16 protein-coding genes and 3 pseudogenes are annotated in these 17,484 nt (G+C 43.9%); 9 read left to right on the plus strand and 10 right to left on the minus strand.

Going from position 1 to position 17,484, the window contains the following annotated elements; genetic code table 11:
* Positions 1 to 20: 20 nt before the first annotated feature.
* On the minus strand, positions 21 to 695 hold the full coding sequence (nfi, locus tag MBEAL2_RS15970) for a deoxyribonuclease V (RefSeq protein ID WP_047153277.1): 675 nt from the start codon (positions 693 to 695) through the stop codon (positions 21 to 23).
* A gap of 366 nt (positions 696 to 1,061) precedes the next feature.
* Here nfi and MBEAL2_RS15975 point away from each other — a divergent pair.
* Positions 1,062 to 1,580 (plus strand): annotated as a pseudogene (locus MBEAL2_RS15975) (SecY-interacting protein Syd).
* A 93-nt stretch (positions 1,581 to 1,673) separates the two neighbouring features.
* Here the strand turns inward: MBEAL2_RS15975 and MBEAL2_RS15980 are convergent.
* Positions 1,674 to 3,128: an aminotransferase class V-fold PLP-dependent enzyme gene (locus MBEAL2_RS15980; protein ID WP_047153336.1), complete on the minus strand. Its 1,455-nt coding sequence runs from the start codon at positions 3,126 to 3,128 to the stop codon at positions 1,674 to 1,676.
* A 198-nt stretch (positions 3,129 to 3,326) separates the two neighbouring features.
* Here MBEAL2_RS15980 and MBEAL2_RS15985 point away from each other — a divergent pair, with 198 nt between their 5' ends.
* Positions 3,327 to 3,947 (plus strand): DUF3298 and DUF4163 domain-containing protein, encoded by a 621-nt coding sequence (locus tag MBEAL2_RS15985; protein WP_047153278.1) that lies wholly within the window; start codon positions 3,327 to 3,329, stop codon positions 3,945 to 3,947.
* A gap of 50 nt (positions 3,948 to 3,997) precedes the next feature.
* On the opposite strand, the gene cyoD is transcribed toward MBEAL2_RS15985, so the two are convergent.
* The 6 genes from cyoD to MBEAL2_RS16015 form a co-directional block, all read right to left on the minus strand.
* Positions 3,998 to 4,312 carry a cytochrome o ubiquinol oxidase subunit IV gene (gene cyoD / locus MBEAL2_RS15990; protein ID WP_047153279.1) on the minus strand — a complete coding sequence of 105 codons (315 nt, stop codon included), beginning with the start codon at positions 4,310 to 4,312 and terminating at the stop codon, positions 3,998 to 4,000.
* 1 nt (position 4,313) lies between these two features.
* Positions 4,314 to 4,907 carry a cytochrome o ubiquinol oxidase subunit III gene (gene cyoC / locus MBEAL2_RS15995; RefSeq protein ID WP_047153280.1) on the minus strand — a complete coding sequence of 198 codons (594 nt, stop codon included), beginning with the start codon at positions 4,905 to 4,907 and terminating at the stop codon, positions 4,314 to 4,316.
* Complete coding sequence (gene qoxB, locus MBEAL2_RS16000) at positions 4,907 to 6,877, minus strand: cytochrome aa3 quinol oxidase subunit I (RefSeq protein ID WP_047153281.1); 1,971 nt, start codon at positions 6,875 to 6,877, stop codon at positions 4,907 to 4,909. Before qoxB ends, cyoC begins: the two co-directional genes overlap by 1 nt.
* 22 nt (positions 6,878 to 6,899) lie before the next feature.
* Positions 6,900 to 7,835, minus strand: a complete 936-nt coding sequence (locus MBEAL2_RS16005) for a COX aromatic rich motif-containing protein (RefSeq protein WP_047153337.1) — start codon at positions 7,833 to 7,835, stop codon at positions 6,900 to 6,902.
* 455 nt (positions 7,836 to 8,290) lie between these two features.
* A complete protein-coding gene (locus MBEAL2_RS16010; protein ID WP_047153282.1) occupies positions 8,291 to 9,253 on the minus strand; it encodes an L-threonine 3-dehydrogenase in 963 nt (320 codons plus the stop codon).
* Positions 9,254 to 9,265: 12 nt separating this feature from the next.
* Positions 9,266 to 10,459 carry a glycine C-acetyltransferase gene (locus MBEAL2_RS16015; RefSeq protein ID WP_047153283.1) on the minus strand — a complete coding sequence of 398 codons (1,194 nt, stop codon included), beginning with the start codon at positions 10,457 to 10,459 and terminating at the stop codon, positions 9,266 to 9,268.
* A 328-nt stretch (positions 10,460 to 10,787) separates the two neighbouring features.
* On the opposite strand from MBEAL2_RS16015, the gene MBEAL2_RS16020 reads away from it, so the two are divergent.
* Complete coding sequence (locus MBEAL2_RS16020) at positions 10,788 to 10,985, plus strand: YwbE family protein (RefSeq protein WP_047153284.1); 198 nt, start codon at positions 10,788 to 10,790, stop codon at positions 10,983 to 10,985.
* Between the two features lie 90 nt (positions 10,986 to 11,075).
* Here the strand turns inward: MBEAL2_RS16020 and MBEAL2_RS16025 are convergent.
* Positions 11,076 to 12,016: pseudogene (locus MBEAL2_RS16025) on the minus strand (SDR family NAD(P)-dependent oxidoreductase).
* Between the two features lie 48 nt (positions 12,017 to 12,064).
* The gene (locus tag MBEAL2_RS16030) at positions 12,065 to 12,637 is read right to left on the minus strand and encodes a TetR/AcrR family transcriptional regulator (RefSeq protein ID WP_047153285.1); all 573 of its coding nucleotides are present in this window, start codon (positions 12,635 to 12,637) and stop codon (positions 12,065 to 12,067) included.
* Positions 12,638 to 12,996: 359 nt separating this feature from the next.
* Here MBEAL2_RS16030 and MBEAL2_RS16035 point away from each other — a divergent pair.
* From MBEAL2_RS16035 to MBEAL2_RS16050, 6 genes and pseudogenes are all read left to right on the plus strand, one after another.
* Positions 12,997 to 13,837: pseudogene (locus MBEAL2_RS16035) on the plus strand (DUF6492 family protein).
* Positions 13,834 to 14,334: a hypothetical protein gene (locus MBEAL2_RS32960; RefSeq protein WP_236692905.1), complete on the plus strand. Its 501-nt coding sequence runs from the start codon at positions 13,834 to 13,836 to the stop codon at positions 14,332 to 14,334. Before MBEAL2_RS16035 ends, MBEAL2_RS32960 begins: the two are co-directional and overlap by 4 nt.
* A gap of 41 nt (positions 14,335 to 14,375) precedes the next feature.
* On the plus strand, positions 14,376 to 14,579 hold the full coding sequence (locus tag MBEAL2_RS32965; RefSeq protein WP_236692907.1) for a hypothetical protein: 204 nt from the start codon (positions 14,376 to 14,378) through the stop codon (positions 14,577 to 14,579).
* A gap of 65 nt (positions 14,580 to 14,644) precedes the next feature.
* Complete coding sequence (locus tag MBEAL2_RS32970; RefSeq protein ID WP_369405507.1) at positions 14,645 to 14,956, plus strand: hypothetical protein; 312 nt, start codon at positions 14,645 to 14,647, stop codon at positions 14,954 to 14,956.
* 23 nt (positions 14,957 to 14,979) lie between these two features.
* Positions 14,980 to 16,359: a sugar phosphate nucleotidyltransferase gene (locus tag MBEAL2_RS16045; RefSeq protein WP_047153286.1), complete on the plus strand. Its 1,380-nt coding sequence runs from the start codon at positions 14,980 to 14,982 to the stop codon at positions 16,357 to 16,359.
* A 251-nt stretch (positions 16,360 to 16,610) separates the two neighbouring features.
* On the plus strand, positions 16,611 to 17,468 hold the full coding sequence (locus MBEAL2_RS16050; protein ID WP_047153287.1) for a carbon-nitrogen hydrolase family protein: 858 nt from the start codon (positions 16,611 to 16,613) through the stop codon (positions 17,466 to 17,468).
* Positions 17,469 to 17,484: the final 16 nt, after the last annotated feature.

The following is a 17,484-nucleotide window of genomic DNA, read 5'->3' on the forward strand; positions in this document are numbered from 1 at the left end:
AATCAAGATGAATTACTATGTTACCTACTAGAAATTGTCTTTCGAACAAGCTGATCAGCCTTACGGGTTGTCTCAGGTAAACGATACGATGGAGATAATTTAAGAATCCAATGACGGGCTAATTCTAAAGAGATACGATGACCAATGGATATATAAACGGGTTTTACCCTGTCTTGCGTTCGAAGAACCATTCCAATAGTTTCACCCTGGTCCAAGAGGAATGAGAAATCGCCTCTCTTTTCTCCAGGAGCATCAGCCTCACCAATTAATTTTGTTTTTCCACAACCGATTGTAGGAACATCAAACAGCACACCTAAATGACAGGCTAGCCCAAAGCGTCTTGGATGAGCAAGACCTTGTCCGTCACATACGATTAAATCGGGCGTTGTTTTTAGCGCTTCTAATGCTTTAGTAATAGGCGGGAGTTCTCTAAAGGAAAATAAACCTGGAATATACGGAAAATGTACGACATCTTTTACCACAGTGTTTTCAATTTCCTGAAGTGAGTTGGCTTCTAAAACAGCAACTCCGGCAACAAGGACATTGTTTTTTTCATCGTACGCAACATCAACACCAGCGACATATTTGATTTCGTTGAATTTATCTTGTGTTATCACTTTGTTGGAGAGTGCTGATTGAAGTTTTAGAGCTTCATGTTCGTTAATAGTCCAATCATGAGATATTTTGATTTTCAAGCCTTATCCCCCAAATATTATTATATGATTATTATATCGGATGATTTTATTATAAATTATTTTTCGGGGACTTCCCAGTTAACGGAGTTGTTAAAGAATTAATTTGCTCACATATAACCTTGATGGAGTGTTCAAAACTCAATCGAGGTTTTTTAATCCCTCCGTTTTCTTACTCCCCTACATTTAGACTGTCTTAAAAATTAAAATTCGCGTTAAAATACATATTTGAACAATCCGTAATGGACTTGTGACATATTCGTCAAGCATCATACTAGTGGAGGTGATCAAGCGGATAGCCAATGTACTGAATTATTCAAAAAATTTTCGAATAAGTAGAGGGTGATATACTTGTCTATAAAGGAATCGATGAGCCAATATTTTAAATTAAGGAAAGAATTCGCAGATGGCGGTTTAGATTTCTTATTCAAAACACCTGTTAATGAAGATGCTGGTTCACTAATTTATGTAGGAGAAATTGACGAAGAGGATTATATTACGTGGAAACCAGTTGAAAAGAATACTATACATGATTTTACACAATTGGAAGAAAAATTAGGTGTTAATTTCCATTCATCCATTATTGAATATTTTAATTCATATTAGTTTGCTGATTTAGATGGATTTTTTCAAGACCACTATATCAAATTAGAAGCAGTCTTACCCCATGTAGAACTCGATTCATTTAGAAGTACTTTAGAAGGTTACAAGAGTAATCATAACAATAGACTTAAAAATATTCCCTTAGGAATTGAAGGTAACGGACTGTTAGTTGTAATTGACAATGAAGATGGTAAGGTTAAGCTAGAGGATTACGAAAGAAGTTCATACGAAATCATTTCAGAAAGTCTTGAGGAATTAATTTCTACGTTAAGGTTAAAAAGATAGCTATTATTAAGGAACATGAAAGCCAGAAGGCCTATCACGCACCTTCTGGCATATTATCGGTTATACCGTTCAGGCGGTTAGCAGTGTAAGCATTCAATCCAGCCCAAAACGCTCTTCTATATCTGCCCTTTCATCATTCACATGATAGAAATCATTCGTTTTACTGTCATACCAGTACTCTTTCTTCCATTCCTCAATATTTTCCACGAGAAGCTTCATCGCTCGAATGAATTCGTACACTTCCCGGTTTACCATCGTCGGGTGAACAGAAAACCGAACCCAACCCGGCTTAGAGGATAAATCATCGCCCAGAACCTCGCTCATAATCTTCTTCGATTCCATGGGGTCAATATCGAACAGGTAATGGCCGTACGTGCCCGCACAGGAGCATCCTCCCCGTACCTGGAACCCAAACCTGTCATTCAGCAGCTTTGCAATCAAATTATAATGAATCCCCTCTACAGAAAAAGAAAAAATACCGAGCCTCTCCGTAATATGTCCATCCAGTATAAGCAGCCCAGGGACTTCCCTCATGCCGGAAAACAGAAGGTCCACCAGCTCTTTTTCCCGGCGCAGGATGTTTCCTGTCCCCATCCGCTCTTTAAGCTTAATCGCAAGAGCCGTTTTGATCCCCTGCAGGATGCCCGGTGTGCCGCCGTCTTCCCGCTCCTCAATATTAGGGATATATTTGTGATCCCCCCACGGATTCGTCCAAAGGACAGTTCCTCCTCCGGGTTTATCGGGCGTACTGTTTGCATAAAGCCTCGAATCAAAAATAAGCACACCGCTTGACCCCGGCCCACCTAGAAATTTGTGGGGGGAGAACAAAATGCCGTCCAGCTTCTCAAGTGCAGACGCCGGGTGCATGTTTATATCTGCATAAGGAGCCGATGCTGAGAAATCAACAAAGCAAATCCCCCCGTGTTCATGCATCTTTCTTGCCAGCTGATAATAGGGCGTTTGAACCCCCGTTACATTTGAGCAGGCCGTGAACGAACCGATTTTAAACTTTCGGTTTTGATAGTTTTTAAGCTGCCGTTCCAGTTGCTCCGAACTGACTGTGCCGTCTGTATCCGGCTCAAGAACGACGACTTCCCCTATCGTCTCAAGCCAGGACGTATGGTTGGAGTGATGCTCCATGTGCGTAATGAAAATAACAGGGCGATCCTCGGGAGAAATATCTATCTTGTCTTTAAACGATTCCGGCAGACGCAGGCCAAGTATGCGCTGTAATTTATTAACGACAGACGTCATGCCAAAGCCGTCCATAATGAGCACGTCATGCTTACTGGCATTTACATGCCTTTTAATAATGCTGCACGCCTGCTTATATGCATAAGTCATCGCAGTGCTCGTCACATTTGACTCCGTGTGTGTATTGGCAAAAAACGACCCGATTTGGTGGCTCAGCTTTGCTTCGATGGGGCGGTACAAGCGCCCGCTCGCCGTCCAATCCGCATAAATAATGCGCTTTCTGCCATAGGGAGAATCGAAATACTGGTTAATCCCGATAATTTTTTTTCGAAACGGAAGAAAATACGTTTCCATGTCTCCGAGATATTGGTATGTCTCATCTCCTATCCAGGCTGTAAGCAATGTAAGCTCCCCCTTTTATTCCGTGCGCTTACTCTTAGCATATGATTCCGGCCGGGCAGGGGTTAACCGAATCTTTTTGCCTTTATCAAATTGCCCCTGCCCGGAATAGGCTGGAATAAATAAATGAAACCGGAAAGGAATCGGTACACCATGAGTCCATTTCAGCTTCCCGTCTCGATACAATCTTTAACCATTACGGCTCCGAATATGATGGTTTATTATCCGCGTGTGGAAGAGGTGAAAAACAAGCTTGCCCAGCAAAAAATCAACGACACGATTGTTCACCGGGTTTATGGGTTAATACAGGAACAGGGTTATTATAAAAATCCCGCAAATACGCAGGTAACAGGACAGTATGAGATTAAATCGAATGAGCGGGGGATCTTAAGCCTGACGCTAAGCAACTATACTTATATCACACATCATGCGCACGGAATGACGCTCTTACCATCGCTGACATTCGATATTCAAACAGCCAGATTGTATCCATTAAGGGATTTATTTAAACCTGGCAGTGATTATGCAGGAAGGCTGTCGGCTATTATTGGTGCACAGATTAAAAGGCGGAACATCTCTCTATTAGAACCATTCAAAGGGATACGCCCGGATCAGGATTTCTATATTGCAGATAAAGCGCTCATTGTTTACTTTAAGCTTTACGAAATTACCCCTTATTATTACGGTTTCCCGATGTTCCCTATCTCCGTTTACGAACTGGAAGATATCATAGATGAGAACGGGCCACTCGGAAAAATGCTTCCTAGTGAATAAAAAAAAGCCCCTATGCAGCAGAAGCCGCACAGAGACTTTAACGTAAGCAATCAGTGAACCATATAACCGAATGACATAACCCAGATCGAGCCGCCGACAATCGTAATAACGAAAATAACACCAAGGATTAACGCCATTACATTGTACTTCGGACCTTCCCCTTCACGGATATGCATGAAGAAGAACAACTGGATCAAGAACTGAAGAACGGCCATCACTAAGATCGAAACCACCGTCGCCATTGGGCTAATGACATGGTTTAATACAAGCACGATCGGAATGATGGAAAGGATAATCGACAGAACAAACCCGATGACGTACGATTTTAATGAACCATGGTTTTCGTGGCTTTCGTGCTGTGACATCTTACATCACCCCCATCAGGTAAACAACAGTGAAGAGGAAAATCCACACGGCGTCAAGGAAGTGCCAGTACAAGCTGATAATGGACACTTTACGCTTGGTTACATCGTTAATTCCATATCGCTTCAACTGAATCATAATGCCACACATCCAGAAGAAACCAACGGTCACGTGCACACCGTGTGTTCCAACGAGCGTAAAGAAAGCGGAAAGGAATGCGCTTGTTGACATCGTCGCCCCTTCTCCTACCATCTTCACAAACTCGCTAATTTCCAGCCCTACGAAGGCCAGACCAAGTGCAGCTGTAACCACTAACCAGCCAATCAGGCTTTTCAGCTTACCTTTATGCATGGCCAGAACGGCAATTCCACTTGTAAAACTACTTGTTAATAGAATGAACGTTTCTGCCACAAACCCAGGAACCTCGAACAGTTCCTTGGCTGTAGGTCCACCCGCTGTATGGGTGTGCAATACGGCATACGTTGCAAATAGAGTACCGAACAAAATACAGTCCGTTACAAGGAAAATCCAAAAACCTAATATTTTTAGAGAACTATCATGCTCATGATGTTCGTGATGGGATACAGCATGTTCCATTATACAACCCTCCCCACTGATGCTTCGGTACGTTCAATCTCATCAACAGGAATGTAATAATCCGTATCATAGCTAAAGGAACGAGCGAAGAGGCAACCAAAAACCCCAAGGAGGCCGATAACGCCCATCCAAGTCCAGGTAAAGGTAAATCCAAAGCCGGCAATAAACCAGAATACAGCCATAACGAACGGAATTCCGGAGTTCTTCGGCATATGAATCGGTGCATATTGCACTTTTTCTTTCTTGTTACCTTGATTTTGTCTTTCCTTCTTCATCAACCACCATGCGTCCGCGCCCTTCGCTTCAGGAACCACAGCGAAGTTGTAAAGAGGCGCCGGAGATGGAATAGACCATTCCAGTGTACGTCCGTCCCAAGGATCTCCTGTTAAATCACGTTCACCGTATTTAATGCTGTAAAGAATCTGCCATACCTGGAAGACGAATCCGATACCCATGAGGAATGCCCCTACAGTAGACACAAGGTTAAGCGGTGCCCAGCCCATGTCCCAGCCATACGTATAAACACGGCGGGTCATTCCCATGAATCCTAATGCATACTGCGGCATAAAGCATACATAGAAACCGATATTCCATAACCAGAACGCCCATTTGCCAAGGCGGTCATTCAATTTAAATCCAAACATTTTTGGCCACCAGTAGTACAGGCCGGCCAAATATCCGAACACAACCCCACCAATCAGTACCTGGTGGAAGTGGGCAATCAAGAAATAACTGTTATGATACTGGTAGTCTGCCGGAGCAACGGCCAGCATAACACCTGTCGCGCCACCGATAGCAAAACACGGAATAAACGCGAGCGTCCATAACATCGGCTGTGTTATCTGAATCCGTCCACGGTACATCGTAAACATCCAGTTAAATATTTTTACCCCAGTAGGGATACCAATTGCCATCGTTGATATCGCAAAGAACGTATTAACATCGGCTCCCGCACCCATCGTGAAGAAGTGGTGAACCCAGGTGAAGTAAGCAACGACACTAATGAGCATCATGGAGAATACCATGGATGCGTAACCGAAAACGGTCTTTTTAGAGAACGTACTTACAACTTCGGAGAAAATACCGAAGGCCGGAAGAATAACGATATATACCTCAGGGTGACCCCACATCCAGATGAGGTTCACATACATCATCGGGTTCCCGCCACCTGTCATGGTAAAGAAGTGAGCCCCAAAGTAACGGTCTATAAATAGTAAGGCAAGTGTTACTGTTAACACTGGGAATGCAAAAATAATCAAAACACAGCTAGCCAATACTGACCATGTAAACAGCGGTGTCTTCATTAACTTCATGCCTGGTGCACGCATTTTTAAAATGGTCACGAGGAAGTTAATCCCGGTAGCCAAACTACCGATACCGGAAATCTGAACACCCCAGATGTAAAAGTTCTGCCCTGGTCCCGGGCTAAAAGCGTTCTCGGACAACGGAGGATAGCTGAGCCAACCCGCATCCGGAGAACCGCCGATGACAAAGGATAAGTTAAAGAGCATAGCTCCTAGGAAAAATAGCCAGAAACTTACGGAGTTCAAGAACGGATACGCAACGTCCCGTGCTCCGATTTGAAGAGGAACAACAATATTAAACAGAGCAAACATAAATGGCATCGCCATGAACAAAATCATGATCGTACCATGTGTTGTAAAAATTTCATTGTAGTGCTCTGATTCTAAGAAATGCATATTTGGGAATGCTAATTGCATACGCATTAAAAGGGCGTCTACCCCGCCACGGAACAACATGAGCAGGGACGCTAGCAAATACATAATCCCAATTTTTTTATGGTCAACTGTTGTAATCCATTCGCGCCACAGCCATCCCCACAACTTAAAATAGGTGAGAACAAAAACAACGGCAACGCTGGCCAGCACGATGGAAACGTCTGCACCATAGATCATTGGGTCGCCCGTTACAAAGAAAGTGGACGCGAAAGATTTGATGCTATCTAACATGAGGTTTTCCTCCTTCCTTTCCCTAGTGGTTCATGTTCATGCCGGGCATATCGTGCCCGGACATATTGGACTGATTTTCATTCTGTTTCATCTCAGGGTTTTGACCATGCTCCATGCGCTGATTTGGCTGGCTAGGGCTGTGGTGGCTATTTTTGTTTACGATATATTCGAAAAGTCCCTTTTGATAAGATGAAAAGAAGATCTCGTTAGAAGTAGCTGGTTTGGCCAATTTTTCGTAGTCTTCTTTCGTCAACTGGGCTGCTCCTTCATGTTTTACCTGCTTCACCCAGGCATCAAACTCAGCTTGTGGTTTAGCTACTACCTTAAATCGCATGTCAGCGAACCCTTTCCCGGAGAAGTTGGCACCCGATCCGAAGTATTCACCCGGCTTGTCCGCTTGAAGCCAAAGCTTCATGGCCATTCCACCCATGGTATACTTCTGTCCACCTAGTTGTGGAATCCAGAAGGAGTTCATTGGAGCATCCGATGTTAGTACAAAATTAACAGGAACACCTGTTGGGATTTCAAGATGGTTCACTGTTGCAATCCCTTGCTCCGGATATTGGAACAACCATTTCCAATCCAGGGATGTAACCTGAACGGTTATCGGCTTACTATGCGCTGCAACCGCCGTCGGTTTTTCCAGCGCATACGTATCTCTCGCTGTATAATAACCGAGAACAGCGATGATGAGAATCGGAATCCCCCACCAAATAGTTTCAAGCACCTTACTATCCGCCCAATCGGGGGTATACGGTGCTTTGTTTCCTGGTGTATCCCGGAACCGATAAATAATATACGCGAAAATAATCAGAACAGGAATAATGACAATGGCACACAGAATGATGGAAATCCAAATGAGGTTCATTTGTGTTTCACCAACGGGTCCTTTTGGATCGAGAACAATATACTTACTATTCTCACATCCGGCCAATAATACTGTTGCCAAGGCTGCCATAGCAAATACAATGATTCGATTTAGCAGAGCTTGTTTCTTCACCTTGTTTCATCTCCTCTCCTACCCAATCCACCTAAAATTTAATGATAATGGCCTGTTTGATTTGTGGACAAATGAAAAACAGGATAAAATTGTTCTTGTAACGTTACTATAATATCAAAAATATCTAAGATGATCATAGTGCAATTACTGGTTACGACAAATTTCACTGTTTCGTCACAATTTGATTCATAAAACTTTCACTTTTTGTCCACAAAATTGCTATCTTTTTCAATTAATAGGCTATCATTATCTACAACCACGTTACTATCGACATAAAACTACACATAACGTATATTTTTGCACTTTACCGGCGAATCTGCAACAAAAAAAATGAAGGCCCCCTAAGAGCTGATCATAATCTCCCGGGAAACCCCTTTACCTCTCTTGGCATGTATTTAGTTGTTTTCCTTCCCCTACTTTGCACCTGTAAGGCTTAAATTCTGGCCGAGCTTTACAAGCATCTCCTGCGTCATTTTTTCCAGGTTGTATTCTGCTTTAAAGCCCCATTCCTCTATGGCCGCTGTCGCATCAATCGAATTTGGCCAGCTTTCCGCAATCGCCTGGCGTGCAGGATCCACGTTGTAATGCATCTTGAAATTCGGAATGTGTTTCCGGATTTCAGAAGCGAGCTGCTCCGGCTCAAGACTCATCGCTGTTACATTGAAGGCATTACGGTGCTTCAGCTTCGATGCATCGGCTTCCATCAATGCAATAATCGCATTCAGCGCATCCGGCATATACATCATATCCATGTACGTACCCTTCGCTATATAGGATGTATATTCCCCCTGCTTAATCGCTTCATAATAAATCTCTACCGCGTAATCTGTCGTTCCGCCTCCTGGAGGCGTAATACAGGAGATAAGCCCTGGGAAGCGAAGCCCTCTCGTATCGACACCGAACTTATGGTAGTAATAATCACAAAGCAGTTCACCGGATACTTTATTTACCCCGTACATTGTTGTCGGTCTCTGGATCGTTTCCTGGGGCGTGCGGTCTTTCGGTGTGGCCGGGCCAAACGCACCAATCGAGCTTGGTGTAAAAAACTGGCACCGGAGCTCTCTTGCTACTTCAAGTGCGTTAATGAGCCCGCCCATGTTCAGATTCCATGCCAGAAGCGGCCGGGCTTCCGCTGTTGCTGATAGTAACGCTGCCAGGTGAACCACCGTATCCACCTGATGTCTTTTCGCGATTTCAAACATCGCTTTCTCATCAGTCACGTCGAGAATTTCAAACGGACCAGAATGGACAACATCGCTTTCGCTCTTGCGGATGTCTGTCGCGATAACGTTATCGGCGCCGTAGCTGTCCCTCATCTTCATAACGAGTTCCGAACCAATTTGCCCTAACGACCCGGTAACCAGAATTTTTTTCATCGCTGTGCCTCCCTAGTAGCTAATTCCCATCTCTTTCCCCACTTTTTCATAAATGGATAATGCCCGGTTCAGCATTTCTTTCGTATGTGCTGCTGACGGCATATTTCGAACCCGGCCTGTTCCCTGCGCTACTGTCGGGAATACGATCGCTTTTGCGTACACGCCTTCCTGATATAATCGTTTGCTGAACTCCTGGGTTTTTACTTCCTCACCTATAATGCAAGGGGTAATGGGAGTTCCGCTGTTGCCGATATTAAAGCCGAGTTCTTTCAGGCCTTTCTTCAAGTAGTTTCCGTTATCCCACAGTCTATCGTGGAGTTCAGTGCTTTCCATAAGAATGTCAATTGCCTTGATACACGCGGCAACATCACCCGGCGTTAACGAAGTGGAGAATAAGAAGGGCCTGCTTCTCACTTTCAGCCAATCAATTAAATCCTGTCTTCCCGCGACATAACCGCCGACAACCCCAATGGCTTTGGACAGCGTTCCGATTTGAAAGTCGACTTTATCGGACAGCCCGAAGTGTTTCACGGTTCCGGCTCCCTTGCCTAATACACCCGAACCATGTGCGTCATCTACATAGGTAATAAGGTCGAATTCTTCTGCGATTTTTACGATTTCAGGAAGCTTTGCAACATCCCCATCCATCGAGAAGACTCCATCTGTAATGACCATTATTTTTTTATACAGGCCGGATTCCTTTGCTTCCTTAGCCTTTGCTCTTAAATCAGCCATATCGGAATGGTTATATCTGATGATTTTGGCTCCGGATAGTCTGCATCCATCAATGATCGAAGCATGGTTTAGCTCATCCGACAGAATAGCATCCTCTTTATTCATAACAGCAGAAATAGCAGCCATATTGCAGTTAAAGCCGGATTGGTAGGCAATCGCGGCTTCCGTATGTTTAAAGGCCGCCAGCTTTTCCTCAAGCTTCACGTGCAGTTCTAACGTTCCGTTAATCGTTCTTACAGCCCCGGCCCCTACCCCGTATTTCTGAATCGCTTGAGCGGCAGCCTCTTTCAGCCTTTCGTCCGTCGCCAACCCCAAATAGTTGTTGGATGACAGGTTAACGAGCTCTTTTCCTGCGATTTTAATCATCGGACCGTTCGGACTTTCCAGCGGATCAATGACATTGTATAAACCCTTGCTTTTTAAATCCTGCAAATTTTCGCTTAAAAAACGCTCAAGCACCTTACTTGCCATATCGATTCCTCCCTGTATGTATTGTTTAACGTCCGTTTTAGTTAATAGGAAAATAATAACCACGTATATCCTGCCAGAATTGTAATTCTCATATAAACACGTGTCCATTCCACACAAACAAAGAAAAACGGAATAAATCCTTTAAAATCAAGATTATTTGTTACTTATAATAGCACATTTTTTGCAAAATGTACATACCGTGAGGACATGAAAACCAAACCTTCTTCTCCTTTTTCTGATCCTATCTCTACTCTCCATTCTGCCCAAATTGGAATCGATAAGCCGTTGTATTATAATGGTAGCTATCACACGAAAAAGGGGATTATCCATGAACGGACAGCATCGCGCCAACATTTCTCCGGGCCTTCAGGTGGATATCGTACTGAAGAAAGACCAGAGAACCGGGGCAACAACCCGGGGAGTTGTAAAAGACATTCTAACGAATTCAAGCTTTCACCCCCACGGCATTAAAGTGCGGCTGCAAGATGGCCAGGTAGGCAGGGTAAAGGAAATTATAAAACAATAGCTGTCTTGCAAAAAACGGCGTAGGGGCTTTGGACATAGAACAGCCCGAGTTGCGGATCCAGCAACCCGGGCTGTTCTCAGTTCTTTGGTGTTATACCGCTTTTAAATGCTCAATCGTCTTTTTAATTCCCTCTTCATAAGGAGTTTTCGGCAGGGGGCCAATCAAAGCCTCGTATTTCTCGCCGCTTAACACAACAGGCTCCTCTGTTAAGTACATCATTTCTACAACTTCCCGCATCATTGGGTTAAAGAGCCCTGCCAAAGCCATCATAGTTCTGCCAACCGTTCCTACCCGCTTCTGATACCCTGTTATCTTTCTTACAATCGATATAATCTCTTCCCCGGTAATAACTCCCGCTCCGGGTATATTCCAGCACTGCCCGTAGCTTCCTCTCGGAGCGCCAGCTCTACAATTGCCCTTGCACCATCCGGCGTAAAAATATATTCTCTCGGGATTGACTGCTTTCCAATGAACATCGCTGATTTGTTTTGTACAACCGCCTGAAAGGTGTGGTGAAGCAGCGTATTTTCAGCGTTCGGGCCGTAAAAATCCGGAAAGTGTGCGATGAATGTAGGTGTTCCCTGCCCGTGGGCGCTTTTCACCGTCTCCTCAAGCTGCATGCGGATTTTTCCTTTTTTTGTATGCGGCTGCTTTTTCATATCTTCGCTAACCTTCTGACCTTTGCTTCTTCCGTATGCGTATATGTTATCAACGAGCGCCACCTTAGCGCCTGTTTCCCGGGCTACCTTTAGTATAAGGTCCATTAAAATAGGATGCCTTTCCTCCCAATCCGGGTATGGGATGCCAACGGAATGGAAAATGACATCCGCACCTGCACAGGCTTTTCGTAAATCGTCTGCTTGATAAACATCTCCCGAATATACGCTGACAAGTTCTACCCCGCTGAACAACCTATTTAATTTGTCCTTTGTGCGGGCGAAAGCAACCGTCTCAATCCCCCTTGAAACCAGTTCATTTACAATGGCACAACCCATGCCGCCTGACGCTCCGAGAACAACTGCTTTTTTCATAACCATCCTCCTTTTATTAACCACTGTTCAATTAATGGACAAAAAAATTCACTGTACACTTTTTAAAATAAATTGCACGTGTGCTTTGGCTAATGATTCTACATCCTTAAATGTCTGGCCTGATTTACAATAATGCGACACAAAACCATGTAAGGATAAAAACATAGACCAGATTACCGCAGGCGTAGTTTTTCTGTCAGTTAATATAAAAATAGCCTGCGCAAATTTCTCATAGCTTTCGTTTGGCCCCTCTGCGAGGTAGCTTTTTACTTCGCTATCTTTCACCAAAAACATAATTTCATAATGGCTTTGATTTACCAATCCAAACTCAATAAAACCGAGCAGAACATTTTCTAACTTTGTCTGTTGAGCCATTGCCTCTTCTGCCATGGTTCCTTCGAGCTTTTGATCCAACAGGGAGAAATCCCGGCGAACGAGTGTATAGAATAGCTCCGCCTTATTTTTAAAGTGGTAGTAAATGGCGCCATGGCTGTATCCCAGCACGTTAGCGAGCTGTCTCATCGATACATGCTGGTAGCCTTTCTGCACGAATAAATCTCTCGCTGCATCCAGTATGATTTCTTTGGTTAACTCCTGCTCTACTGCTTTTCTGGCTGCCAAGTCTAACACCTCTTCATCAATTAACCACTGTTCAATTACTAATAAGATGATAATACCAGTTATCCCCAATGCAGTCAATATGTAATCCATACAGCTTTGCAAATCTACCTGTTGAAATTGAATTGTGGTTTTTCGTCAGTATAGAAACGGGATAAGCCGCCATATTCGTTTGCGATATTCTTCATAGTCCCCTTGAAATTGTGAGGCAAGCGCTGTTTCTTCAACACGAATGCGATATCCATATGCTGTTTATCAGTGCAGCATTTGCAATGCATTTTTGCCATTATCCGCTTTCGTACAGTCAGCCGCCTCTAAATTGACATAGTATAACGGAGATACTTACACGTAGAGGTGAAGACATGCCACCCACAGCGAAGAGGCAAGTGGCCAGCAAGATAAAAATCGACGTCCTAATCCCTGTTATTGAGAAAGATCTGAAGGTTCTCCCTTTCGTAATCGATGGCGTACGGAAAAACGTAAAGCATCCGATTGGCAATATCCTGATCGTTGCCCCTCCAAGTGAGAAAATCAAAAAAAGTATGCAGCCAAAAACAATGCAAATTTGTGAATGAAAATACTGTCCTGCCAATTACCAAGAAGAACATCAAGTACCGTACAAACAGATGGGATCGATCAGGCTGGCTATTTCAGCAGTTGTTAAAACTAAGTGGCGATTCATTATCCTCGCAAAACTTCTACCTGGTCATTGATGCCGATACACTGCTAATCCGCCCTCATATATTCAGGCAGAACGGAAAGACAGTATTCTACTGCAGAAACTGGAGCCGTGCTGAATATTTTAGAACGTACAGAAGGCTGATGGGAAGAAAAACGGTCTCCCCAACGTATTTCGTTGCCCATTACATGCTCTTTGAGAAATCAAAAGTGAAGGAACTGAAAAGAAAGATTGAATCAAGGCATAATACAAGCTGGTATTCTGCGATTCTGGGCAGCATCGACAAATCAAAACAGGTGACCTTCTCCGAATTTGAAACGTATGGAAACTACATTTACTCGAATTACCCCGGACAGTTTATTTTAAAGAAAGCTTTAAACCGAAGTTTAAACAGAAGCACAACGCAATTAGCCAGGTTAAACACAGAAGGATTGTCAAAAAAGTACCGATCCCTATCCTTACACGCACGAAAATGGTATTTCAAAAAGAAAACGGCGGTAAAGAAAAAGGTTCTAAAGGCATGACAAAGTATCAAGTGGTATGGAAAGGCCCTACACACAGGGCGGGTGGCCTTGGTACAGCGAGCAGGGAATATGTTCGTGCGCTGCGCCAGCAAGGTGTTGATGTCAAAGTCACTACCGAAGTGAAAAAGCCTGATGCAGGAAACAAACGCAGGGTTTTAATCTATCATCATCCGCCGAATAGGATTGATATGAACCAGGAAAGAAAAAGGTTTCACCGCATCATTCTCAATACCGTCTGGGAAACGACAAAGGTACCGAGGAATTGGTTTCCAAACATCAATAAATTTGATGCCGTGTGCGTCCCCTCTGTTCAAAATAAAAAAGCGATGATAAACAGCGGTGTTAAGGTCCCGATATTTATTGTCCCGCATGGGGTTCATACGCGCCAGTTTACCCCGGCAAATAAAAAAATTGCCTTTAAAAAAATACAAAAAATAAGTTTGTCTTTCTATCTGTATTTGGCTTCCAGCACCGCAAAAACCCCGAAACCTTGTTAAGGGCCTATTGGGAAGCATTCTCCCGCACGGATAAAGTCGTATTGGTCATAAAAACAAATGGATACCGCCGTCACGAAAATAAGCAGTGGGTTCATAACCAAATCATGCGTTATAAGAAAAGGCTCGGGTTTGGGGCTAATACCGCCCCGATTATTCTGATGACAGGTTTTACAAGCCAGAAACAGCTTAAAGGTCTGTATACGCTCAGCCACGCCTTTGTTTTGCCTACGAGGGGGAAGGGGTAGGCTTACCGTTTCTCGAAGCATTGGCAAGCGGTATTCCCGTTATCGCTACCAGGTGGGGAGGACACATGGACTTCCTAAATAATGAGAACTCATTCCTAGTAGACTACCAGCTAAAAAACCCGGTGGTGAGCATGAACAGCCAGCACTCTATAGCACGAAAATTCCGCTATTTGTTTGCCCAAAAAGGCCAGCTCTGGGCGGAACCAAATCGTAGCAGTTTAAAAAAACAAATGAGATTTGCCTATAAAAACCGTGCTCTTTGCAGAAGGAAAGGGCAGCAAGGCAGAAAGGATATGCTGAAGCTGTCCTGGAATCATGCCGGTAGCTCACTGAAGCGAGCAGTAGAAAAGGTAATTCGGATAAAAAACCAGCGTTGATTCTAACTTCAGGAGGAATTGCCTTGAAAATTATATTATTGGCTGGCGGTTCTGGCAAAAGGCTCTGGCCGCTGTCAAATGAGATCCGATCCAAAATATTTCTTAAGCTGCTAAAGACAGAGAACGGCGGCAGGGAATCCATGATCCAGAGGGTTTGCAGGCAACTGGATGCGGCTGGGTTGCTTCCATCTACGCAGATTGTTACGCATCAAAGCCAAATTGAAATCATGAGAAACCAGATCGGTGATGCGATGCCTATTATCAGTGAGCCTTATAAAAGAGGAACGTTCACCGCTGTCGCCCTGGCAACAGCGTATCTTCATTCAAAAGTCCATGCAAATACAGACGAAATCGTTTGTGTGATCCCCGTTGATTTATTCGCTGAGTCTTCTTTTTTTACAATAGTAAACAAGCTGCCAGACATCCTTGCTCATTCCGGGGCTGAGCTTGCCCTTCTCGGAACCATCCCTAAATCTCCCTCAAGTCAATTTGGTTATATTGTACCTGAAACAAACAGGGCAATGGACTACTACCCTGTTGCCCGATTTGTCGAAAAACCTACCGAAAGGAAAGCCCGTAATCTGATTAAAAAGAACGCCTTGTGGAATTGCGGCATTTTTGCTTTTTCTATGAAATTCATGCTTTCCCAGTTAGAGAAAAGAGATCTTCCTCTTTCCTATGAGGAAATGGTGACTCGATATGAACGGCTGCCTGAATTAGGCTTTGACTATGAAGTCGTAGAAAAGACCCGCCACACGGTTGTCGTTCCCTATCATGGAACATGGAACGATTTAGGCAGCTGGAATGCACTGACGAACAATCTTGAGACCAATGTTATCGGTTCAGGCCACATCTCAAATGACTCGGTAAATACACATGTAGTTAACGAGCTTTCTCATCCTATTCATGTGATTGATGTATCGAATATTATCGTAGCCGCAAGCATGGATGGAATCCTTGTTGCAAGCAAAAAAAACTCCAACCGGATTAAACAAATCATCGATAACGCTTACCAGAGACCCTTATATGAAGAGAAAAGATGGGGAACGTACAGCGTTTTAGATCATTCCAGAACGGAAAAAGAAACAGAAACGCTGACGAAGAAAATCAAATTGCTGCCAGGCAAAAATATAAGCTATCAATTGCACCATAAAAGAAGTGAAGTCTGGATTATCATTTCCGGTTTCGGGCAGTTTATTTTAAATGATAAACTGTACTCTATTAAAACCGGTGATGTTCTTCAAATTCCCGTGGGGGCAAAGCATGGAGTAAAAGCCATTACGCCGCTTGAATTTATCGAAGTGCAAATCGGAACTGAACTTGTTGAGGAAGATATCACGCGTTTAGCTATGACATGGGAGGAAGCGATTCAATATTGTAACAATGGAGATAACCGTGCATAAATGCCTTTTACAGTTTCCCTATAGCCCGGTCAAGACTGCATTTTAACGCAGATTGTACCGGGTATAGGGGAATTTTACTTTGCAGTATACTTTTAGATACTAGGTTACAAAAAAGTTTGTACTTGCAATAAATAGACAACCATCTAATATTAGCTTATGATCTTTCATTACATGGCTATCGTACATCATGGTTATAATAAATCCGCCTTATGCAGATCGCTAAGAACTTAAATCGCAGGAGGTAGTAATAGATGAAACTAAGAGTATCCGCTGTACAATACGATCTTCATACGATTCACTCGTTTGAAGACTTCGCTAACCAATCGGAGCATTACATTAAAACAGCCCAGGAGTTCGGCGCTGAGTTTGTATTATTCCCTGAGTTTTTTACGACCCAGTTAATGTCCATTGGTGATAAACAAGGAAATGCCTTAACGATTAATGACTTACCCGATTTCACGGAAAAATACCGGGATTTGTTTTCGTCCTTTGCCCGGCAAACGAACATGCACGTTATCGGAGGAACCCATGTCATCCGTAAAAATGACCGATTGTATAACGTCGCTCATTTGTTCTATCCGGACGGAAGAATTGCCGAACAGCCAAAGCTTCATATCACTCCGACGGAAGTAGACGAATGGAAAATGACGCCGGGTGAAAGCCTGCAGGTGTTTGAGACCGCCAAGGGAACGATCGCCATGCTGACCTGCTATGACATCGAATTTCCGGAAATAGTCCGGATGGCCAGGGCGAAGGGTGCGGATGTCATTTTCTGTCCTTCCTGCACGGACGATCGCCACGGATTCCATCGCGTCCGTTACACGAGCCATGCAAGGGCGGTAGAAAACCAGGTGTATGTTGTAGGTACAGGTACAGTGGGCTCCCTGCCAACGGTTGACTTTATGCGGGCCAATTTCGGACAGGCAGCCATCATTACACCGAACGACATTCCATTCCCTCCCCGCGGCATTCTGGTAGAAGGGGAAATGAACCAGGATATGATTGTAACCGCTGATCTGGATTTAGAATTGTTATATCAAGTCCGCGAAAGAGGATCTGTCACCACGTGGCGCGATCGGCGCACAGACTTATACCCTGACTGGGAATAGGGCGAGGTTTAGCTGT

Source organism: Aneurinibacillus tyrosinisolvens (genome assembly GCF_001015055.1).
GTDB lineage: Bacteria > Bacillota > Bacilli > Aneurinibacillales > Aneurinibacillaceae > Aneurinibacillus_A > Aneurinibacillus_A tyrosinisolvens.

Excerpts from the sequence above, each read along its gene's own strand:
- MBEAL2_RS15980 (WP_047153336.1), bottom strand. The coding sequence starts at position 3,128 with ATGGAAACGTATTTTCTTCCGTTTCGAAAAAAAATTATCGGGATTAAC.
- MBEAL2_RS15985 (WP_047153278.1), top strand. The coding sequence starts at position 3,327 with ATGAGTCCATTTCAGCTTCCCGTCTCGATACAATCTTTAACCATTACG.
- cyoD (WP_047153279.1), bottom strand. The coding sequence starts at position 4,312 with ATGTCACAGCACGAAAGCCACGAAAACCATGGTTCATTAAAATCGTAC.
- cyoC (WP_047153280.1), bottom strand. The coding sequence starts at position 4,907 with ATGGAACATGCTGTATCCCATCACGAACATCATGAGCATGATAGTTCT.
- qoxB (WP_047153281.1), bottom strand. The coding sequence starts at position 6,877 with ATGTTAGATAGCATCAAATCTTTCGCGTCCACTTTCTTTGTAACGGGC.
- MBEAL2_RS16005 (WP_047153337.1), bottom strand. The coding sequence starts at position 7,835 with ATGGCAGCCTTGGCAACAGTATTATTGGCCGGATGTGAGAATAGTAAG.
- MBEAL2_RS16010 (WP_047153282.1), bottom strand. The coding sequence starts at position 9,253 with ATGAAAAAAATTCTGGTTACCGGGTCGTTAGGGCAAATTGGTTCGGAA.
- MBEAL2_RS16015 (WP_047153283.1), bottom strand. The coding sequence starts at position 10,459 with ATGGCAAGTAAGGTGCTTGAGCGTTTTTTAAGCGAAAATTTGCAGGAT.
- MBEAL2_RS16020 (WP_047153284.1), top strand. The coding sequence starts at position 10,788 with ATGAACGGACAGCATCGCGCCAACATTTCTCCGGGCCTTCAGGTGGAT.
- MBEAL2_RS32960 (WP_236692905.1), top strand. The coding sequence starts at position 13,834 with ATGACAAAGTATCAAGTGGTATGGAAAGGCCCTACACACAGGGCGGGT.
- MBEAL2_RS32970 (WP_369405507.1), top strand. The coding sequence starts at position 14,645 with ATGGACTTCCTAAATAATGAGAACTCATTCCTAGTAGACTACCAGCTA.
- MBEAL2_RS16050 (WP_047153287.1), top strand. The coding sequence starts at position 16,611 with ATGAAACTAAGAGTATCCGCTGTACAATACGATCTTCATACGATTCAC.